This is a genomic window from Bacillus sp. AMCV2, from assembly GCF_056033925.1.
In genome coordinates this window covers 3,233,038-3,253,336 of the sequence record NZ_JBVYIB010000002.1, presented here as the reverse complement: position 1 = coordinate 3,253,336, position 20,299 = coordinate 3,233,038, and the positions used below count along the sequence as shown (strand labels likewise).

The following is a 20,299-nucleotide window of genomic DNA, read 5'->3' as shown; positions in this document are numbered from 1 at the left end:
CCCTTATCATTAGATATAACTAATGATAACTGATTATGTTTGGTTTATGTGGGTTTTTTTACATTCGGCGAAAAGGTATAATAAAATAGGAGAGTGATGATGATGAATGAAACCTCTTCCTATACGATAGAAGAAGTTGCAGGTCTGCTGAAGGTATCAAAGCTGACCGTTTATGATTTGATTAAAAAAGGCGTGCTGCCTGCTTACCGTGTCGGAAGGCAGATGCGTGTGGATGAAGAAGATTTAAAGCAATATAAAACGAATATGAGAATGTCTCAGCCCATAGCTGCAACAGAGACGCCGAAACAGGTGCAGGAGGCTGAGCCGGACGGCAGACCGAATGTCATGATCAGCGGACAGGACATTTCGATGGATCTCCTCAGCAAGCATTTGGAGAGTGCCATTCAGGAGACGCCGCTCCGTAAATACAAAGGAAGCTTAAACAGCCTGATTGATATGTATCAAGGCAAGTGTGACATTGTCAGCCTCCATTTGTACGATGCTGAAACGGGCCAGTATAACGCGCCTTATGTAAAACGGATTTTGACAGGTGAACCGTTTTGTCTCATCAATGTCGTTCTCCGCAAAGCAGGACTGTATGTGCAAAAAGGGAATCCGAAAAACATTCAAGGCTGGAAAGACTTGAAAAGAGCCGATATCCGGATCATCAACAGGGAAAAGGGTTCTGGCGCAAGGGTGCTCCTTGATGAACAGCTTGGCTTGCTTGGTGTGAATCCGGCTGATGTAAAGGGATATGGCGATATCGTGACTGATCATTATGCTGCCGCTTCACAAGTTTCAAGCGGACAGGCTGACGTGGGAATCGGGGCACAGCACGCGGCACATATGGGACGTGTTGATTTTATCCCGCTCATCGACGAACAATATGATATCGTTGTTTTGAAAAAACATGAGCAGCTGCTGAAAGCCGTGAAGGAGATTTTGAATTCTGAGGACTACAAGGCGAATTTGTCTCATTTAAACGGCTATGAAACGAAGCTGACTGGCAAGGTGATATTGGAAACGTAAAAAATCCCTCTTGATAGAGGGATTTTTTCATTCGGAAAACCTGAGCAGGTCACCATTTAAAATTTTATCAGAGAGAGAAAGCTCTTCGTTTGCTTTCTCCTTATAAGGGAGGCACGCATCCTGATCTTCCAGCACTTCACCTGTTTTTTGGCTATAGCACGTGTTCTTTGTGTATATATAATCGTTCGTAATAAAGCTGCCGTTTCGCAGAACGGCGAATGGGGTGCGGTCGCTGGACAGCAAATCATTGCCGAATTGGATATCGCCTTTTGTCTCAACGCCGAGCAAATGCATCAGCGTCGGCCTGACGTCGACCTGTCCCCCGGCATCAGGGATGGTTTCCGGCTTTTGATCGGTGATTCCCGGGATATGTATGATAAACGGCACCCGCTGGAGCTGAACGTTGTCATACGGTGTGATTTCGTCTTTCCCTAAAAACTCAGCCATTGCCTCGTTATGGGCTTCAGAAATGCCGTAATGATCTCCCATAAATACGATCATCGAATTTTCGTATAAGCCTTCGTCTTTCAGTTTTTGGATAAAATGCTTCAATGCTTCATCCTCATAGCGAACCGTGGTCACATAGCGGTTTAACAGATCACTGCTTGAATCGAATTCATCTATCAGCTGATCCTTTTCATCAATCTCAAACGGAAAATGATTCGTTAACGTGATAAAACTGCTGTAGAACGGCTGCGGCAGGCTTTTCAGCTTTTCGGCGGACTGCTCTAAAAATTCTTTGTCTTTTAAGCCCCAGCTTGTCGATGTCCCGGGAGTGACATGAAAATCATCAACATCAAAAAAGCGGTCAATGCCAAACGTATAGTACATGACATCTCTGTTCCAAAATGTTTTATGGTTAGCATGAAAGACGGCTGAATAATAATCGTGCTGTTTCAGCGATTTATACATCGTATGAAATTGATGGTCGCTTTTCGTGAAAAAGACGGCGCCGCTAAGGGAAGGATACAGTGAGTTAGCGACGATAAATTCTGAATCTGATGTTTTGCCTTGTTCTGTTTGCTGATAGAAATGATCAAAGGAATAGCTTTTTTTAATGAGATCATTCATAAATGGGGTAATTTCTTTTCCATTTACTTTTTCATTCAGAACAAAGCTTTGGGTCGACTCAAGTGTTACAAAGATGACATTGCGCCCCTTTGCAAGACCGAATTTGCTTTGATCAGGCTTGCTGTAATCAGCCTCTGTGTAGTTTTTAATGGCAGTTATACTGTCTTCATCGGCAAAAGCTTTCGCGCTGATATTAACAGTCTGAGAAATTGTATCGTAAATATGGAACTGAAACAGACCGATGCTTTTGACTAGCATTTCCCGGTCAAAAGAATGTGCCAAAAGCTTCGGCTGCTGTACTTCTGCAAGTGCCAGTGTGCATAAAAGCATGCCGCAGGAAGCTGCATAGTACCGTTTGATCGTGCGGGGAGCGGCTTTTGTCTGTGGGTGTTTGGTTTTTCTGGCGAACAGCAGCAGAAAAACCAAGTCCACAAACAGGGCGATAAACAGAGGATGGAACAGTTCTTTTACACTGCTGCCCATATCGCTCATGTTGCTGGCCTGAAATAAAACCGGAATGGTAATAAAATCGATATAAAAGCCGTAAAAAATCGTATTGGAGATCAAGATGACAGTCAGAACCAGATTGGCAATCAGCAAAAAGGCCCGCTGCTTGTTTCCTTTCAGAAGCAGGCCGATCCCGAATAAAGGAAGAATAAAGCTGAGCGGGTTGACCAGCAGCATTAGCTCCTCCAACAGAGTATCGATTTGCAAATCAAAGCCGAGTTTATATATCACATACGTTTTGATCCACATAAATAAGATCGAAAAACATAAAAACCGCTGATTGTGAAAAAAGGTTCCTTTCATCAATATGACTCCTCACGTTTTCTTGATCATCTGCATGAAATGCTTCTTAAGTAAAACCTACTAAAAACAGCCGGTTCAGACAAGTCTCAGCACTCATGTTTAAAACATGCGCCCATGAAACAGCATATAAAAGTAGTAACATGAAGCAAGGGTCAGGCCGGCTAGCACGAGCTGCTCAGAAAAACTGCCTGTCTTCATATATAATGGAAGCCGAACGCGGATCGTTGAAGGGAATAATAATTTGATTCCGTTCACCGTCCAAGCGTCAAGAATCAAGTGGCTCGCCATTCCGATCATCAGGCCGGCTGATATGTTTTTATCTGGAATGTATGTAGAAGTGATAAAAAACATGATGAGCATAAACAGTAAGCTGTGTGTAAAGGTACGATGGCCAAAAACGGAGCTGACCACTTTCGATAAAATAGGAAATTTTCTCCCAATTTTGCTTTGTGTGTGGCAGATATCGGGTATTAATGCTCCAACCGCGCCTGACGCAGCCATAAGCACTGGATCAAATCCATAATAATAAGCCGCTGCCGTACAAGAAGCGATGCCTCCCATGATGTGTGTTTTTCCTGTCATTTGCCGCTTCTCCTTTTATCTTTTGCAAAAAATCTCTGAATTACAAATATATCAAGAGAATGTATGTTTGATCAACAGGACTTTGGACGATAAAAAATATCCCGCATAATTTTTCAGGAAAGAGGCATCTTAAACATGTACCTATTTTTTAAAAGAGGTGATACGAATGGGTTTCTTTAATAAAGATAAAGGAAAACGTTCCGAAAAAGAAAAAAACGTAATCCAAGGAGCTCTTGAAGATGCTGGTTCAGCTCTAAAAGATGATCCGCTTCAAGAAGCTGTGCAAAAAAAGAAAAATAATCGATAACCACATGCGGATAGGGCTTGGCTCTATCCGTATTTTCCATCTGTTCCCTTTGACAGATCATCCTTTCTTTGATAACCTTCTGGGAGTAACTGAATAATTAAATCCTCACTCTTTCTCAGTGAGGTAGAGGTTGCGCGGATGATGAGTCACACATGCCAGGCTGACAGGGGCTGTTAAACATGTGTAAAAGGCATCAGCGCCGAAGTGTGGAGAAAGCCGATCCTTCTCTATGCTGGGACTGTATCTGAATAAGTGCAGGACTGCCGCGTGCTTTTTCGCGGAGGGCTATCCGGAGATCAAGGGTGTGTGTTTCTTTAAGCATGGACTTTTGTTCAGGCTTTTTTTGCGTTTATATGATCTCGGGGTCTGGTCCGTACAAAGAATCATGGAGGTACTGGAATGGAACAGACAAAAAAATGGGGTTTTTGGTTATTAACGGCGTTTGTCGTTGGAAATATGGTTGGATCAGGAATTTTCTCCTTGCCGAGCTCGCTTGCTTCAATTGCGAGTCCGTTTGGAGCTACGTCCGCCTGGCTTTTGACAGGTGCCGGCGTGCTGATGATTGCACTTGTGTTCGGACACTTGTCCATTCGCAAGCCTGAACTGACAGCGGGACCGCAAAGTTATGCAAGAGCGCTGTTTTCTGACCCGAAAAAAGGCAACGCTGCCGGTTTCACAATGGTGTGGGGCTACTGGGTGGCGAGCTGGATCAGTAACGTGGCGATCATCACAAGTCTCGCCGGTTACTTGACTTCGTTCTTCCCGATCTTGGTTGATAAACGTGAGATGTTTTCGATCGGCGGGCAAGAGGTGACACTCGGCCAATTACTGACGTTTGCCGTATGTACGATCTTGTTATGGGGAACGCACGCGATTCTTGTTGCCAGCATTAACGGCGCAAGTAAATTAAACTTTGTCACAACGCTTTCTAAAGTATTAGGTTTTGTCTTCTTTATCGTTGCCGGTTTGTTTGTGTTTCAAACGACATTATTCGGTCATTTTTATTTCCCGGTTCAAGGAGAAAACGGCACAAGCATTGGAATTGGCGGCCAGGTTCATAACGCCGCGATTTCTACACTGTGGGCGTTTGTCGGAATTGAATCCGCGGTGATCCTGTCCGGCCGTGCGCGCTCTCAGCGTGATGTGAAACGTGCGACAATTACCGGCTTGCTGATTGCTTTGAGCATATATATTATTGTGACTTTAATTACGATGGGTGTTCTGCCGCATGATAAGCTTGTCGGCTCTGAAAAACCATTTGTTGATGTACTCTATGCGATTGTTGGAAACGCGGGAAGCGTGATTATGGCGCTTTTGGCTATCCTTTGTTTATTCGGAACGATGCTCGGCTGGATTTTGCTTGGCTCTGAGGTGCCATACCAAGCCGCTAAAGCAGGAGATTTCCCGGCATTTTTTGCAAAAACGAATAAAAAGGGAAGTCCGGTCATTGCACTCATTATTACAAACGTCATGTCACAGGTCTTCATTTTCTCGGTTATTTCCCGGACAATAAGTGACGCATTTACATTTTTAACGACAGCGGCTACACTTGCATATTTAATTCCGTATCTGGTATCTGCAATCTACAGCTTGAAGCTAGTCATCAAAGGTGAAACGTATGACCAGCTGAAAGGCTCCCGTGTAAGAGACGGATTGATCGCGATACTAGCGTGTGCATACTCCGTGTTTGTTATCGTAACAGGCACAGCAGATTTAACGACATTTATCCTCGGCATCGGTTTATTCTTTGTCGGCTTGATCGTTTATCCATTTGTGAGTAAAAAGTTCCAGAAAGAAAAACAAGCATAATGAAAAGACACCTGATTTGCTCAGGTGTCTTTTTTATAAAATCACAATTTCTCCTGTTAGGAATCCGTTCGTTAACCTAGCTGACAGGAAAGCTGAAATCGAAAGAAAAACCTTAAGGCACAATCGAATATGCAAAAAACGTTTTTCAGTCTCTCCAGCATAAAAAAACTGATCGCGATGAGGAGGCAGCTTAATATGAATGGCTCAAAGAAAATATCCGATATGATTCAAATTGAGCCGTTCTTATAAATCAGCAAAAGAGCCGCGGGCAGGCGGCTCTTTTGTTGATTTAGTCAAGCTTTCCGTAATAAACTTCAGTTGGCCTTCTAATGAAATCGGGTCTGTGAAATAGAAGCCAATCGGATCCATCTTGTAGACATGGCCATTTTTAACGGCGTTCAGGTTCTTCCAAATGGAGCTGTCAAATACGCCGCCATCATCACCGCCTGATTGCCATGGACCCGCGAAAATGTAATCCCCGGCGAAGTCAGGGAGCTTCTCTAGTGAAATACTTGTATAACCTGGCCCCTGGTCAATGGCTTTTTCTTTTGTCAGCTTTGTAGCCTGCAGGCCGAGGTCTTTGTAAATAATGCTTCCGCCTCTTCCAAAGTCTTTACCGAATACGTAAATGTCTTTTCCGTTCGTTTGCATAATGGAAATGGTTTTGTCACCGACCGCTTTTTTGATTTTTGTTTTAGCTGCCGCAACTTTTTTATCCCACTCAGCCAGCCATTTTTCAGCTTTATCTTCAGTTCCTGTCATTTTTGCAAATTCTTTCAGCTGTTCGATGTTGTCGAGCTTATCGTATTTTACTGCGACAGTCGGCGCAATTTTTTCAAGCTTTTTAATATCAGCGCCCTGTGTTGTCCAGACGATAATCAGGTCAGGGTTCAAATCAATGACCTTTTCAACCGAAGTGCCGTCTCCGATGTTTTCGACGCCGTCGGTTTTTCCTTTGTAGTAAGGGTTTTTAAATACATTCTCAGGCGCACCGACAACGTTGATGCCGAGTGTTTTGAAGTAGCCGTAATAGCCGTCTGCCATGACAACCACCCGTTTAGGATGCTTTGGGATTTTTACATTTCCGTTTTCAGCCTTGTATGTAAAGGTTTCTGCGCCTTTTGAATCAGAGGCAGAACCTTTGCTTTCTGAGTTATTCCCGCAGGCTGCCAGCGCTGCAATCAATAACAGGGCAAAAAACGCGGCTTCCGAGTTTCTTGTATATATGTGTCATATCTCATACCTTCTTTCTAAAAGATAGATGAAAAAGAGAATCATTATCATCTGTGATTATACCACTGCAAGTGCCGGTTGACACGATATTTTTGCAAATGCATTTTCATTTTTGTTCAAAACACTCTATTAAATCAGCTGAAAAAAGTGATATACTGAAACAGCAATTGATAATCATTATCAGTAACAGAAAGGAAGTACGGCAGTTGAGTCAACATAAAAATATACAGACTGCATCAGAAGAAATCCAATGGACGTCAAGGACATATGGCGCGGTCATCGTCCTTATTGCAGGTCTATGCCTGCTTTGCCTTGGCGCATTTTTATCCATATCCCTCGGTGCAGCGGATATTCATTTGCGCACTGTATGGGACGCCATTTTTCATTATCAGCCGACAAAGACATCACACCAAATTATACATGATCTTCGACTGCCGAGAACGGCGGCTGCCGCGCTTGTAGGCGCATTGTTGGCAGTGTCGGGAGCAATCATGCAGGGGATGACGAGAAACCCTTTGGCAGAGCCTTCGATTATGGGTGTGACATCAGGCTCTGCATTTGCGGTTTCGATTGCGTTTGCCTTTTTTCCCGGACTTTCTGCAATGGGGCTTGTGCTATGGTCCTTTGCGGGAGCGGGGCTGGGGGCATCGACGGTAATGGGCATCGGCATGTTTTCAAGGGGCGGACTTACGCCTGTAAAGCTTGCTCTGGCGGGTACGGCAGTTACTTATTTCTTTACCGGCATTTCAACTGCCATTGCAATCCGCTTTGATGTCGCTCAGGATATCAGCTTTTGGTACGCAGGCGGGGTAGCGGGTGTGAAATGGTCAGGGGTCCAGCTTTTGCTTATTGCAGGGGCTGTCGGTTTAACGCTCGCGTTTTTCATCGCCCGGTCTGTGACAGTGTTAAGTCTCGGTGACGATCTGGCAAAAGGGCTTGGACAATATACATCAGCGGTGAAACTGATTGGCATGCTTATTGTAGTGATTTTGACAGGAGCTGCGGTTTCCATAGCCGGCACCATCGCATTTATCGGGCTGATCATTCCGCATATTACCCGATTTTTGGTCGGTGTGGATTATAGGTGGATCATTCCTTGCTCGGCGGTGCTCGGTGCTGTTTTGCTTGTTTTTGCTGACATAGCGGCCAGACTCGTAAATGCGCCCTTTGAAACGCCTGTCGGCGCGCTGACTTCTCTTATCGGCGTTCCCTTTTTCTTTTATTTGGCACGTCGTGAAAGGAGAGGGCTGTAATGAAAACAAAAACAAACAAACCGCTCGTTGTAATGGCTGTGACCTTTTTGCTTATCGTGGCGGTCTTTTTTATCAGTCTCAATTTGGGCGTTATCAAAATTGCACCGCTTAAAACGCTTCAGGTCTTTTTCGGTCAAGGAACGGCGCGTGATGAACTTGTCTTATTTGAGTTCAGGCTGCCCAGGATCATCCTTTCTTTGCTTGTTGGAGCAGGGATCTCCGTAGCTGGAGCCATTTTGCAAAGCGTGTCTCAAAATGAACTTGCCGAGCCTGGTATTCTCGGAATTAACGCCGGCGGTTCACTTGCTGTAGTGCTTTTTATATACTTTTTTCAAGGGTCAGCTTCAGATCTCAGCTTTTTCGGAACATTTATGCTGCCGTTCAGTGCTTTGGCAGGAGCAATCCTCGCTGCGTTTCTCATTTATATTCTGGCATGGAAAAAAGGCGTGACACCGATTCGGCTGATTTTAGTCGGCATAGGGGTGAATGCCGGATTCAATGCCCTGTTGCTGATTTTTCAGCTTAAGATGGACCCTCATGATTTTATGCAAGCCGCGGTTTGGATATCCGGCTCAATATGGGGGGCGAACTGGAATATGATCTGGGCGATTCTCCCTTGGATTGTGATCTTGCTTCTGTTTACTTTATATAAGGCGCGCTATTTGAACATTATGCAGCTCGGAGACCAATTGGCGACCGGGCTGGGCACCGCTGTTGAAAGGGAAAGACGGATTCTTCTTCTGGCAGCGGTCACTCTTGCCGCTTCATGCGTGGCAGCTGCGGGGGGCATTGCGTTTCTCGGATTGATCGCGCCGCATGTGGCTAGAAGGCTGACCGGTCCACGTCACCAGACGCTGATACCGGTCTCCGCCTTCATCGGCTCATTCCTGTTTTTGCTTGCTGATACGCTGGCGAGAAATGTATTGGCACCATCAGAAATTCCGGTTGGACTTGTCATTTCCGTGCTAGGTGCGCCTTACTTTATTTATTTATTGATGAAAGCGAATTAGAGGAGGGGGCCGAATATGAATTCATTATCAACGGAACAGCTTGGAATCGGTTATGGCGACAGGGTGATTGTAGAGGATTTAAATATATCGATTCCTAAAGGGAAAATTACCACCTTAATTGGCCCGAACGGCTGCGGGAAATCAACGATTTTAAAAACAATGTCCAGAATTATGCGTTCACATGCAGGTGCCGTCTATTTAAACGGCAAAGCGATTCATAAAATGTCTACAAAGGACATTGCAAAAGATATGGCGATTCTTCCACAGACACCTGAAGCGCCGAGCGGCCTAACAGTGCACGAATTGGTGTCGTACGGCAGGTTTCCGCATCAATCAGGATTCGGCAGATTAAATGACGAAGACCGCCGGATTATCAAATGGGCGCTTGAAGAAACAGGCATGGCTGAATATGCTGAACGGCCGATTGAGGCATTGTCAGGCGGACAGCGTCAACGCGTGTGGATTGCCATGGCGCTTGCGCAAGGGACGGAACTGCTTCTGCTGGATGAACCTACAACGTATCTTGATCTTGCACATCAGCTTGAAATTCTGCAGCTGCTTGACAGACTCAACAAAGAGCAAGGACGGACGATTTTAATGGTCATTCATGATCTTAACCATGCAGCTCGTTTTTCTCATTATATGATCGCGCTCAAAAAAGGCACGGTCATCAAGGAAGGAACTGCACTGGAGGTCATGACACCGGACATTTTGAAGCAGGTATTTCAGATTGATGCCGAAATTGTGACTGATCCCCGTACAAATAAACCTGTATGCTTGACATATGACTTGATTAAAAATGAAAAAGAGCTAGTTACTGTATGAAAAAATCCCGGTTTGAAGCCGGGATTTTTTTTATTCGGCTTTGAAAATACAATTTTTCTATTTGATTCCGTCATTTCAATAAAAAGATTGCAAGTCTTTTTGAATTAATAGATAATATTGGTTAGAATGTTTCGAAAATATTACATAGTTTACAGAAAGAGGAGATCGTTGTGTCCAAGAAGAAAAAATGGCTTATTGGCGGTGCGATATGTGCCGGTGTGCTTATATTGGCTGGGATCGGCGCTGGCGGTTTTTACTTTTTTACTCACATGAACCAAGTTGCCGTATCATCGGAGCCCTATGCTGAATCGGTAGCGGTATACATGGGAGGAGATTCAGAATCAGGCCAAACGTTTTCTGGAAAGGTTGAACCTGAGAAACAGCAGAAAGTATACATAGATTCAGAAAAAGGCAGCATTAAAAAAACATACGTCAAAGAAGGCGATCAGGTTAAAAAGGGCGATAAGCTTTTTGAGTATGAGGGCGAGGATCATTCTGATGAAGTGGAGCAAGCCAATTTGCAAATTGAAATGACAAATCTGCAAATCAACCGTTTGCAAAAATCAATAACGGAAACGGAAAAGAAGCTGAAAGCGGCAGGAAAAGAAGAGAAAACCCAGCTTCAAGATGAACTTGATCAGGCCCATTTCGATTTGAAAACAAGCCAGCTTGAACTGAAGCAGCATCAAAAAGAACTGGCTGGCCTGACGAAAAACAAAGGTTCCAATGTTATTACAAGCAAGCATGACGGAATCGTTCAAAGCGTCAATCAGGATATCGCTGACGGTGCAACAGGTGACCAGGCAACGGGCTCGTATATCCAGATTGTTTCGACGGGCAAATATCTGGTCAAAAGCCAAATCAATGAGCTGTTAATGGACACGATCAAAAAAGGCAGCAAAGTCAGGGTCACGCTGAAAACAGGCGGTGAGGGCGAGTGGAAAGGAAAGGTCACCTCGATCGGCAAGCTTCCAGCGGGAGCAGGCGAGGGTGAAGAATCAGAAAGCTTTGCTGATGAAGAAATGAATCCCCAGTCCTCTAACTATCCTTTCACCATTTTATTAGACAGCCATAAAGGTCTTGAAGTCGGCTATCATGTCAACATCGAAGTGATGAGTGATAATGCTGATGCGGATACGATCAAGCTGCCGTCCGACATGGTCATTCAGGATGACGGCGAACCGTACGTGTGGAAAGCTGATGAGAATCAGAAAGCGGTTAAGCAGCCTGTTGAAATCGGTGAGACTGATGAAAATGACATGATGGAAATTAAGAGCGGCCTGACGCCGGAAGATTATGTGATCTATCCTGATCCCGCGGTCAAGGAAGGAAAGCAGGTTACAGTCAATGCTGACACTGAATAATATTTCGAAGTCATACAAGCTGGGAAAAGAAGAAGTTCCAATCTTGAAACATATCAATCTGACTGTTCAGGCGGGGGAGTTTTTAGCTATTATGGGGCCTTCCGGTTCTGGAAAGTCAACGTTAATGAATATTATCGGCTGTTTGGACAGGCCAACCTCAGGAACCTATACGCTTGACCAGATCGATATATTGAAAGGGAAAGACGGAGCTTTAGCCGAAATTCGCAATGAATCAATCGGGTTTGTGTTTCAAACTTTCCATTTGCTGCCGCGTCTCACCGCGCTGCAAAATGTCGAGCTGCCGATGATCTACAATAAAGTGAAGAAAAAAGAGAGAAGGCAACGGGCATATGAAGCGCTGGAAAAGGTCGGATTAAAAGACAGGGTCTCCTACAAACCGCCTAAGCTGTCCGGCGGCCAAAAGCAGCGGGTGGCGATAGCGAGGGCCCTTGTCAATCAGCCGAGGTTTATTTTAGCTGATGAACCGACCGGGGCGCTTGATACCAAATCAACGGCCCTCAGGTGTCGTATGCGTCCGCGCCGCCCGACATGTTTCCAATCCGAATAACCGAAGGGAGAAAGCTGACGGAAAACGATTTAAACAGCACACACCAAGTAGTGATGATCAATGAAGCTGTCAGAGATGAACTGTTTCCAGACGGAGAAGCTCTGCATAAAAACATTGAGATGAATGGTGTGCCGTTTAAGGTCGTCGGTGTTTTTAAAGAAAAAAATCAACAGGAAAGCATGTTTGAAGGCGACTATGCGAACCCGGTTTTGTACGTGCCGAAAAAAGTGTGGCCGCTTATTGAAGGGTTTGACGCGCCAACGCAGATTGCCGTGCAGGCTGATTCTTCTGAGCATATCCAAGAAGCGGGTGTAATGGCTGCAGATCTTTTAAATCAGGGACTGTCAGAAGCTGAGCTGGAAAAAGCAGAGTACAGTGTAATGGATCTTCAGGAGATCGCGCAGGAAGTGGAGTCCTTTAATCAGTCATTTGCATTGCTGCTTGGCGGAATCGCCAGTATTTCACTTTTGGTGGGCGGTATCGGCGTCATGAACATTATGCTCGTTTCCGTAACGGAGCGCACGAGGGAAATCGGAATTAAGAAAGCGCTCGGTGCTAAGCGGCGTGTGATTTTATTTCAATTTTTAACTGAGGCTGTCGTGCTGACAAGCATTGGCGGAATACTCGGTGTGCTGGCGGGCTTCGGCATCGCCAAGCTGCTGACGGTCATTTTTCCGATGCCTTTTATCGTCTCTATTCCAGCTGTTGTCGGAGCACTCATCTTTTCAATGGCAGTCGGCATTATCTTCGGCTTGCTTCCGTCCATCAAGGCATCGAAGCTTCAGCCTGTAGACGCGCTTCGCTATGAATAAAAAGAACGCATCCAATTGGAATGCGTTCTTTTTTTAGCTGGGAAGAGCCGAGTTGCATTTGTCTAAAATCAAAAAAGCGGCTGCAACAATCATTTCTTCTGTGGTGGACAGCCAGATGTCGCTGATCAATTGGTCTGTTGTATGAGCAGTCATCCACAAAAACAGCAGCTGTACAATGCCGGCAAGGAGAATGAATAGACGTTTTCCTGTCTTGAAAAATGTAAAGCTATGTATCATCAGCCTTTCAAATGGTTCAAAGCATAATCCGAGAACAAGGAATACCACGGCAAAAAGCAGGACATGAGCTGCTGAGCGGTAGCTCGTTCCCGCTAAAGAAAACAATATATAGATGACAGCAAAATAGGTCAACACCACTGCTGCTGCGGCCAGCAAGTACTTTATGGAGAGCCGCAATAAGCGTTTAGAAGGGTTTTGATGTTTCACTGGTTCAGCTCCTTATGAAGGCTTGCAGAGAACGAGTGCTCTCTGCAAGCCGCAAGTCTTTTATTTACTGCATTTCTTTTTCACTACTGGGTGCTTTTCTTTTGAAAGCACATCAGTAAAGTCTTTGCCCAAGTCAAGGTGCGCTTGAACAAATTTTTCAGGAAGCATGGCAAGCCATTGGTTTAAAGATACATCAGCATAATGGTCGTCTTTGAAGATTTCTAAAAAGACAAGCGGTTCATCCCCGATATTTTCAACGTAATGACCCATTGCAAATGGTACATACCCGACATCACCGGCTTGGTAATTAAACGTTCTGGCATGGCCGTCAGATGCAAAAACGGTCATTCTAGCTTTACCGGAGATGTAGTATTGCCATTCGTGGGTATTCGGATGCCAGTGCAGTTCTCTCATGGCGCCGGGTTCTACTGTTACGAGCGCTGATGCGATGGTTTTAGACACTTTGAAGTTTGTCGAATCTGCAATGTATACTTTTCCTCCCTCAGATTCGATCGGCTCTTGTTCAAGAAGGCGGTAAGTAAATGGATAAGGCACTTCGCCGTTCGGCCCTTCCACAATATCATCTTTTAAACTGCCAGGAAGTTGGTTTTCAAATATATATTTTTCTTTGCCTGGCAAATTCGCAATCTCTTCTTTTGTCACGCCAAAGTTCGCAGCAATGACTTCTTTTGGAGTGTGGGCAAGCCAATCTGTCAGCTGGAACGTGCTGTTTTCAGAGAATGATCCATCGTCAAACACGAGCAGGAACTCAGCTCCCTCATCCAGCGCTTGGATGGAGTGCGGAAGGCCTGACGGGAAGTACCAAAGGTCTCCTTCACCTACATCGTCAATAAAGCTGCGCCCTTTTTCATCTACAATTGTGACTCTTGCACTTCCGTAAATCATGTAAGCCCATTCTGCTTCTTTATGCCAGTGAAGCTCGCGAATCGCGCCTGGCTTCAGCCGCATATTTACGGATGCAAGGTTTTCTGAAATCGGCAATTCACGTACTGTCACTTCACGGGCATATCCGCCTTTTTCTAATCGGTTATGAGTATCAGAGAACGAAAACTTCATATTGCTGACGGTGCCATGATCGGTTTCAGGCGGAACGAGCATATCAGGGTTTTGCCGGTCTCTTTCAATATTGCGCGGGATTTTTACCGTTGCTCCTTTGTCTCCTCTAATTGGCTGCGGAATGTCATTTTGTTTTTTCATGAAATGTTTCCTCCTTACATTTAAATGTGATAGCAGAAAGAGAAGGTGAAAGGCCTTTCGTTTTCCCTTCTGTTTTGTTAAGTGAAAAAAACCAGTGAAAAGTCAACTTCGATTGAAAAATTATTTTTTTGCATGATCTTTCAGTTCTGTCATTAGTTCTATTAGTTGATCAAACTTCTTTTCGAATCGGGTCAGCAGATACATTGCAATCAGCGCGGGAAACCCCAAATTGCCGATCTGTTTTACGACTTCCTCTATAAAAACCTGATCCATTGGAAAATACCTCCCTTCTTTTTCTGCAGTCATGTATGTAAGTGAAGGAAATCCGATAAAACGTAAACTGCTGCAAAGTATTTTGCAAAACACTAGTCGGAAAGTAGTAGTTTACTTTTTTTTGCTTTCCTTCATTTAATTTAGTAGGGAGGCGGTTTGATGGACTATCAAAGTCTTTTACGGTCAAAATGTAAGGAGATAATGAAGCATCCCATCGTGAAGCATTTTTTGAGCAATCCTCAGCATTACCGTTTGTTCAAAAACGTAATGGAAAGCCCTAACGAAAAAGATGCAAAATCATTGGACGAGCTATTTAAGCAGTTTTATAAAGAAATCCGCATCGTCAAGTATATGAATTCAATGATTCGCATCTTTTCTATTGATTTTGATAAGCGGGTTCGCAAAAATCAAAAACGGTATCCGCTGACGGTTGATCATCCGGAGGCAGGAGATCGGCTTCCTTCCGAAACAGGAAGCGATGCATTTGAAGAATTTTTAGACAGGCAGGATGATTTGAGCCAGCATGTTCAGGATTATCAGCTCTACCAAGCGATTCAGAATCTGACTGACAAACAAAAAAGTGTGCTGACGAAAGTGTATCTTCACGGTGCCACGATGCAGGAGATTGCAGATTCATTAGGGGAGTCCCGACAAAACATCTCCAACATTCATAAAAAGGGGCTAGAGAATATCAGAAAGCAGCTAGCGGCGCAAACAAAGGGGGAAAAGTAAGCTGTGGACGGCCAGTTTGAACAAAAAAAGAGACAAAAAGACGAGACTTATGACATTGAGCACCTGATTGCATGCTTTTCACCGATGATCAGAAAAAAACTCAGCAATACGTCCTATCAAGAAAGAGAAGATTTAGAGCAAGAGCTGAAGATCAAAATGTTTGAAAAGGCTGATATGCTTTTGTGTCAGGATGTACCGGGGTTTTGGGAGTTTATTTTGTACATGGTAGATGAGAACTCATAATATTTTTCATATGAAAGGGAGCGCGTGTTTGCTCCTTTTTTGCTGTTTTGATTTGCCAAGCTCCAATGTATTCAAAAATGTACCATAAATAAACGATATAATGATAAGATGAAAAAAACAGTGACAGAAAGGAACATAAAAGTGGAAAATGCGTCAATTTTAATCGTAGACGATGAGAAAGCGATTGTGGACATGATCAAACGCGTTCTCGAAAAAGAAGGTTATCGAAATATACTGGATGCGGCAAGCGCAGAAGAAGCGATTCCCGTTGTGAAGGCCAATAAGGTTGACTTGATTGTGCTGGATGTCATGATGGGCGGAATGTCCGGTTTTGAAGCCTGCACATTGATCAGAGAGTATTCAGACGCTCCGATTTTTTTCCTGACGGCAAGATCATCCGACGCGGACAAATTATCGGGCTTTGCGGTTGGAGCTGATGACTATATCACAAAACCATTTAATCCGCTGGAATTAGCGGCGCGGATCAGAGCGCATCTCAAGCGTACATATCAATCGAAAGAAACGAGTTCAAATCAAACCTACACATATGATTATTTTACTTTTTCTCCGCAAAATGCCGAGCTGATCGTAGGCGGGGAAGCCGTTGCCTGTTCAGCCCAGCTTCTGCAGCTTTTGCAGTATTTTTGTGAACACCCTAACGTGGTGCTTTCCAAAGATCAAATATATGAAAAAGTATGGGGCTATCCTTCCTACGGTGACAACAACACCGTCATGGTTCATATTCGCAAGCTTAGGGAGAAGATTGAGCGCGATCCGAGCAATCCGGAGTATATTGTAACCGTTCGAGGTCTCGGCTATCGTTTTATCCCAAATCCTGAAGGCAAGCGGTCATGAGGTTAAGATGGAAGTTTTTGTTTCACTTTTTCGGCCAGATGCTGATTGTGATCCTGCTGCTTACGGTTATGCTTGTTGCGTCGTTTTTCTATTTAGACGCTCGTTTTAGCGATGCGGAATCCAATTCAGGGCTGACGAAGGCAACGACCGACACACTTGAGGCGTATCTCGATGTAAACGAAGACGGGACATGGGAAGTGGATAATTTCCTGAAGAAATCTGTTGATAAACAGCACGGCTGGATGCAAATCATTGATTCGGAAGGAAACACTGATTATTCCTACGGCGTGCCAAAAGACGTGCCGGGCACCTATACCAAGAAAGAGCTTTTGTCTATTTATAAAACCAAAAAGCTTCATAACTATAAACTGAATTATTGGGCCATCAATATTGAAGATAAGTCGTATCTTCTATTGTCCGGCTGGAAATCAAAAAGTGAACAGCTCCTGACTTCCGTTGAAAAGCGCGAACAAAAGATAGACTCACTAGCGCACTATAAGTCCAGTACCATCGACTATATTAAACGGAAAAAAGGCGCCATTTACCTGTTAGACAGCAATGGAAACATTCTCGACAGCATCAACAGCACAAAAAGCGAAAGAAAAACGATGAACCAGCTGGAGCTGCTTAAATACAGCTCTAAACCTTGGAATTATAAGCGGGAAATTTCCGTTAAGATCCTCAATAAAGACAGATGGATGGTCGCTACGGTGCCGAACCCAGTCTATGTAACCGATCAGGAGTTTAACAAATCATTCCTGAAGGTTGTATTAAAAGCGATGTTTCTCGTGATGGCCGTTTTGTTCATGTATATCATTTGGATGACCGTTTGGTATATGTTCCGATTCGGGCTGCCGATTTTTCACACGATTAGATGGCTGGTCAATCTGTCAAAAGGGAAGCTTGAGGAGCCCAGAAACCGGGAAGGCCGTCCTGTCAGCAAAAATAAAAAGGGAAAAATCAAACAGCCGTACCGCTTCTTCGGTGAGATATTTGAATCAATGGATCAGCTGACTGAAACGCTGAGAAGGGATAAAAGAAACAGAGAAAAAATCCAGGCGACAAGGGAAGAATGGATTGCCGGTTTGTCACATGACTTAAAAACACCGCTCAGCAGCATTTACGGCTACAGCATGATGCTCGAGTCGAAGCAGTATGACTGGTCGCCGGAAGAAGTGAAAGAAATGGGGCAGGTTGTCAGAGAAAAATCTGAATACATGTCCAAGCTGATTGAAGATTTAAATTTAACGTATCGGCTGAAAAATGATGCTCTTCCTATTGAGAGAAAGCTCACTAGCCTTATCCCGTTTTTTAAAAATGTCATTGAGGACTTTAAGAAAAATCCGTTTTCTGAAGGCTATGATATCTCGTTTGTATCCAAAGAAGAGCATATTGAATTTGCCCTTGATGAAGCGTGGTTCAGGCGCATATTAGAAAACCTCCTTGGGAATGCCGTGAAGCACAACGGCAAAGGAACAGAGATTCAAGTCATTCTGGAGCAAACAAAAAATCATATTTCTTTAAAGGTGAAGGACAATGGGAAAGGAATGGATGAAGAAACGATCACCCATTTGTTTAACCGTTACTACAGAGGGACGAACACAAAAGATTCAACTGCCGGAACGGGTCTCGGGCTCGCGATTGCCAAGGAGCTTGTTCATCTGCATAACGGAACGATACATGTGAACAGCAGAATGAACATTGGAACAGTCATTACCATCCTTTTTAAAAAACAATAAACATCAAGTGGTTTGGACACCTCTTTGCCGGGAATAACAATATATAGACTGAAGCTAAAGAGGTGTAACACATGGATGCAGTATTGGAAGCAGACACTCGGGCAGTGATTGGAGAAGGCCCGTTATGGGATGAAGAAAACGGCCGCTTATATTGGGTTGATATCCTGGGGAGCGAGCTCCACATCTTTGACCCTGAAGAAAAAATCAACCGATCGATCAAATTCAAATCCTTTGTGACGGCGCTTGCGAAATATTCAAAGGATGAACTGATTATGACGATGAAGGACGGGTTTTACCTGTATCATCTTCGGGATGACAGCTTGGAAAAAATTAAACAGCCGAAGGACATGCATGAGAGCCTGAGATTTAATGATGCTAAATGTGACCCGTACGGAAGGCTTTGGGCGGGGACGACGAGCATGGAAGGCGAGCAAAAACAGGCGTCGCTGTACCGTTTGAATCTAGACGGCAGTCTTGTCAAAATCAAGGATCAAGTCTCCACCTCAAACGGTTTGGATTGGGACCGCGAGCGGAATTTGATGTATTACATCGACACGCCGACGCAGGAGATTGTGCGTTACAGCTATGATCCTCAAAGCGGAGATGTTTCGAATCCAGAACCTGTCTATCGTTTTGATCAGTCAGACGGATTGCCGGACGGCATGACAATTGACCAAAATGGCATGCTGTGGGTGGCGCTGTTTGGCGGCAGCCGCGTTGTTCACATTGACCCGTTTCAGAAAAAAGAAATCAATTCAATCAGCGTGCCGGCTAAATATGTCACGTGCTGCGCGTTCGGCGGCAGAGACTTAAAAACTCTTTACATTACAACGGCAACAGAACAAATGACAGAAAAAGAGAGATACGAGCAGCCTCACGCTGGAGGGTTGTTTTCAGCACAACTGGAAACAGGCGGATATCAGACGGTACCATTTGCTGGAGACGTATAAAAAAACGCATCCGATAGACGGATGCGTTTTTGCATGTTATAGAGAACGGATAATGCCGCCTTCCACACGCTGTGCAGTGCCATTAATGGCGGATGCGGCGTCAGACGCGAGGAATACGATTGTGTTGGCGACTTCTTCTGCTGTCGCGTATCTCTGAATAAGAGAGGTTGGCTCGTTGACCTTGAAATAGTCTTTGATAAATGTATCTGTATCCTGCCCGGCTGCTTGTGCGGCACCTTCCATATAGGATGCCACGCCCTCTGTCCAAGTAGGTCCCGGGAGCACTGAGTTGACCGTCACATTTGTGCCTTTTGTCATTTCAGCCATTCCTCTTGAAAGGCTGATCAGTGCCGTTTTTGTCATTGAGTATGGAATCATCGTTGGGAGCGGTTTGACGCCTGCTTCACTTGCAATATTTAAAATACGGCCGCTGTTTTTGGCAAGCATTTTTGGAAGGAAGTGACGGCTTGTCCGAACAGCGCTCATCACGTTCACTTCGAAATATTGATTCCACTCTTCATCTGTCACATCGGCGAAGTCTTTTACCTCGAAGAAACCAAGGTTGTTGACAAGGATATCGATATCACCGATTTCATTTACTTTTTCGATAAAAGCCGCTGCTTCATCTGTTTTTGACAAATCGGCAGCAGCACCGTGCACTGTTCCATAGCCAGAAAGCTCTTCAATCGTACGATCGACAGTCTCCTGTTTGCGTCCGTTGACAATGACTGCCGCACCCTCTTGCAGAAAGCTTTTTGCGGCGGCTTTCCCGATACCGGACGTCGAGCCGGTGATTAAGACGAGTTTGTCTTTTAGCTGTAAATCCATAAGAATCATTCCTTTTGATAGATGATGGTATTAAGTATACAAGATCAAATTTAGTGTTTACGAGGATTTTGCTCCCATACATAATACGGGGAAAAGTCATTCAGGACGCATATACAAGCCTGTCAGTCATATAGTATAATTACTCCGAAAAAAGGATACGAATGTCAAATAGGTGCCGGTACGTGAACAACAGCCGGCTTAATAGGGAAACCGGTAAAAGCCGGTGCGGTCCCGCCACTGTAATTGGCCAAGCGCCAAGAGCCAGGATACCTGCCTGTTTGATCAGCACGAAGTCTGCGAGGACAGATGATGTGTAAACAATAGGCTTTTTTGTGTTGTTTACA

The 20,299-nt window shown here is 44.5% G+C and carries 18 protein-coding genes, 3 pseudogenes and 2 riboswitches; of the genes and pseudogenes, 14 read left to right on the top strand and 7 right to left on the bottom strand.

The window, feature by feature from the left end:
* Positions 1 to 102 precede the first annotated feature (102 nt).
* Positions 103 to 1,029 (top strand): substrate-binding domain-containing protein, encoded by a 927-nt coding sequence (locus AC0OMA_RS16925; protein WP_474222444.1) that lies wholly within the window; start codon positions 103 to 105, stop codon positions 1,027 to 1,029.
* A gap of 27 nt (positions 1,030 to 1,056) precedes the next feature.
* Here AC0OMA_RS16925 and AC0OMA_RS16920 read toward each other — a convergent pair whose 3' ends face one another.
* Together AC0OMA_RS16920 and AC0OMA_RS16915 are read right to left on the bottom strand one after the other, a co-directional pair.
* Positions 1,057 to 2,910, bottom strand: coding sequence for an LTA synthase family protein (locus tag AC0OMA_RS16920; RefSeq protein WP_474222275.1), 1,854 nt, complete (start codon positions 2,908 to 2,910; stop codon positions 1,057 to 1,059).
* 99 nt (positions 2,911 to 3,009) lie between these two features.
* Complete coding sequence (locus tag AC0OMA_RS16915; protein ID WP_003228444.1) at positions 3,010 to 3,492, bottom strand: metal-dependent hydrolase; 483 nt, start codon at positions 3,490 to 3,492, stop codon at positions 3,010 to 3,012.
* 166 nt (positions 3,493 to 3,658) lie between these two features.
* Here AC0OMA_RS16915 and sspJ point away from each other — a divergent pair, with 166 nt between their 5' ends.
* Entirely contained in the window at positions 3,659 to 3,799 is a 141-nt protein-coding gene (sspJ, locus tag AC0OMA_RS16910) for a small acid-soluble spore protein SspJ (protein WP_003221612.1), read from the top strand.
* 116 nt (positions 3,800 to 3,915) lie between these two features.
* A riboswitch (Lysine riboswitch) is annotated at positions 3,916 to 4,095 on the top strand.
* A gap of 103 nt (positions 4,096 to 4,198) precedes the next feature.
* The gene (locus AC0OMA_RS16905; RefSeq protein WP_015384628.1) at positions 4,199 to 5,608 is read left to right on the top strand and encodes an amino acid permease; all 1,410 of its coding nucleotides are present in this window, start codon (positions 4,199 to 4,201) and stop codon (positions 5,606 to 5,608) included.
* Between the two features lie 243 nt (positions 5,609 to 5,851).
* Here AC0OMA_RS16905 and AC0OMA_RS16900 read toward each other — a convergent pair.
* Positions 5,852 to 6,842, bottom strand: a pseudogene (locus AC0OMA_RS16900) (iron-hydroxamate ABC transporter substrate-binding protein).
* Between the two features lie 205 nt (positions 6,843 to 7,047).
* Between AC0OMA_RS16900 and AC0OMA_RS16895 the strand changes: the two are divergent.
* From AC0OMA_RS16895 to AC0OMA_RS16870, 6 genes and pseudogenes are all read left to right on the top strand, one after another.
* The gene (locus AC0OMA_RS16895; RefSeq protein ID WP_041520063.1) at positions 7,048 to 8,094 is read left to right on the top strand and encodes a FecCD family ABC transporter permease; all 1,047 of its coding nucleotides are present in this window, start codon (positions 7,048 to 7,050) and stop codon (positions 8,092 to 8,094) included.
* The gene (locus tag AC0OMA_RS16890) at positions 8,094 to 9,104 is read left to right on the top strand and encodes a FecCD family ABC transporter permease (RefSeq protein ID WP_047183168.1); all 1,011 of its coding nucleotides are present in this window, start codon (positions 8,094 to 8,096) and stop codon (positions 9,102 to 9,104) included. Before AC0OMA_RS16895 ends, AC0OMA_RS16890 begins: the two co-directional genes overlap by 1 nt.
* Positions 9,105 to 9,119: 15 nt before the next feature.
* Positions 9,120 to 9,929, top strand: a complete 810-nt coding sequence (locus AC0OMA_RS16885) for an ABC transporter ATP-binding protein (protein ID WP_003243882.1) — start codon at positions 9,120 to 9,122, stop codon at positions 9,927 to 9,929.
* Positions 9,930 to 10,099: 170 nt separating this feature from the next.
* On the top strand, positions 10,100 to 11,293 hold the full coding sequence (locus AC0OMA_RS16880; RefSeq protein WP_474222274.1) for an efflux RND transporter periplasmic adaptor subunit: 1,194 nt from the start codon (positions 10,100 to 10,102) through the stop codon (positions 11,291 to 11,293).
* Positions 11,277 to 11,807: pseudogene (locus AC0OMA_RS16875) on the top strand (ABC transporter ATP-binding protein); the annotation flags it as partial. The gene AC0OMA_RS16880 and the pseudogene AC0OMA_RS16875, both read left to right, overlap by 17 nt.
* Positions 11,808 to 11,839: 32 nt before the next feature.
* Positions 11,840 to 12,673, top strand: a pseudogene (locus AC0OMA_RS16870) (ABC transporter permease); the annotation flags it as partial.
* Between the two features lie 33 nt (positions 12,674 to 12,706).
* On the opposite strand, the gene rsiO reads toward AC0OMA_RS16870, so the two are convergent.
* The 3 genes from rsiO to AC0OMA_RS16855 all read right to left on the bottom strand — a co-directional run bounded on the left by rsiO (position 12,707) and on the right by AC0OMA_RS16855 (position 14,608).
* A complete protein-coding gene (rsiO, locus tag AC0OMA_RS16865; protein WP_063334645.1) occupies positions 12,707 to 13,117 on the bottom strand; it encodes an acid stress-sensitive anti sigma factor RsiO in 411 nt (136 codons plus the stop codon).
* A 60-nt stretch (positions 13,118 to 13,177) separates the two neighbouring features.
* A complete protein-coding gene (gene oxdC / locus AC0OMA_RS16860; RefSeq protein WP_015384622.1) occupies positions 13,178 to 14,335 on the bottom strand; it encodes an oxalate decarboxylase in 1,158 nt (385 codons plus the stop codon).
* Positions 14,336 to 14,455: 120 nt separating this feature from the next.
* A complete protein-coding gene (locus AC0OMA_RS16855; protein WP_003244090.1) occupies positions 14,456 to 14,608 on the bottom strand; it encodes a YvrJ family protein in 153 nt (50 codons plus the stop codon).
* Between the two features lie 201 nt (positions 14,609 to 14,809).
* On the opposite strand from AC0OMA_RS16855, the gene sigO reads away from it, so the two are divergent.
* From sigO to AC0OMA_RS16830, 5 genes are all read left to right on the top strand, one after another.
* A complete protein-coding gene (gene sigO / locus AC0OMA_RS16850) occupies positions 14,810 to 15,340 on the top strand; it encodes an RNA polymerase sigma factor SigO (RefSeq protein ID WP_181220122.1) in 531 nt (176 codons plus the stop codon).
* A gap of 3 nt (positions 15,341 to 15,343) precedes the next feature.
* Positions 15,344 to 15,583: a sigma-O factor regulator RsoA gene (gene rsoA, locus AC0OMA_RS16845; RefSeq protein WP_015384620.1), complete on the top strand. Its 240-nt coding sequence runs from the start codon at positions 15,344 to 15,346 to the stop codon at positions 15,581 to 15,583.
* 141 nt (positions 15,584 to 15,724) lie between these two features.
* Complete coding sequence (gene yvrH / locus AC0OMA_RS16840; protein WP_003243545.1) at positions 15,725 to 16,438, top strand: two-component system response regulator YvrH; 714 nt, start codon at positions 15,725 to 15,727, stop codon at positions 16,436 to 16,438.
* A complete protein-coding gene (yvrG, locus tag AC0OMA_RS16835; RefSeq protein WP_181220121.1) occupies positions 16,435 to 18,177 on the top strand; it encodes a two-component system sensor histidine kinase YvrG in 1,743 nt (580 codons plus the stop codon). Before yvrH ends, yvrG begins: the two co-directional genes overlap by 4 nt.
* 71 nt (positions 18,178 to 18,248) lie before the next feature.
* Positions 18,249 to 19,127 carry an SMP-30/gluconolactonase/LRE family protein gene (locus tag AC0OMA_RS16830; protein ID WP_014477954.1) on the top strand — a complete coding sequence of 293 codons (879 nt, stop codon included), beginning with the start codon at positions 18,249 to 18,251 and terminating at the stop codon, positions 19,125 to 19,127.
* A gap of 36 nt (positions 19,128 to 19,163) precedes the next feature.
* Here the strand turns inward: AC0OMA_RS16830 and AC0OMA_RS16825 are convergent, their stop codons facing one another.
* On the bottom strand, positions 19,164 to 19,955 hold the full coding sequence (locus AC0OMA_RS16825) for an SDR family NAD(P)-dependent oxidoreductase (protein ID WP_015384617.1): 792 nt from the start codon (positions 19,953 to 19,955) through the stop codon (positions 19,164 to 19,166).
* 153 nt (positions 19,956 to 20,108) lie between these two features.
* Positions 20,109 to 20,247: riboswitch (cobalamin riboswitch) on the top strand.
* Positions 20,248 to 20,299 lie beyond the last annotated feature (52 nt).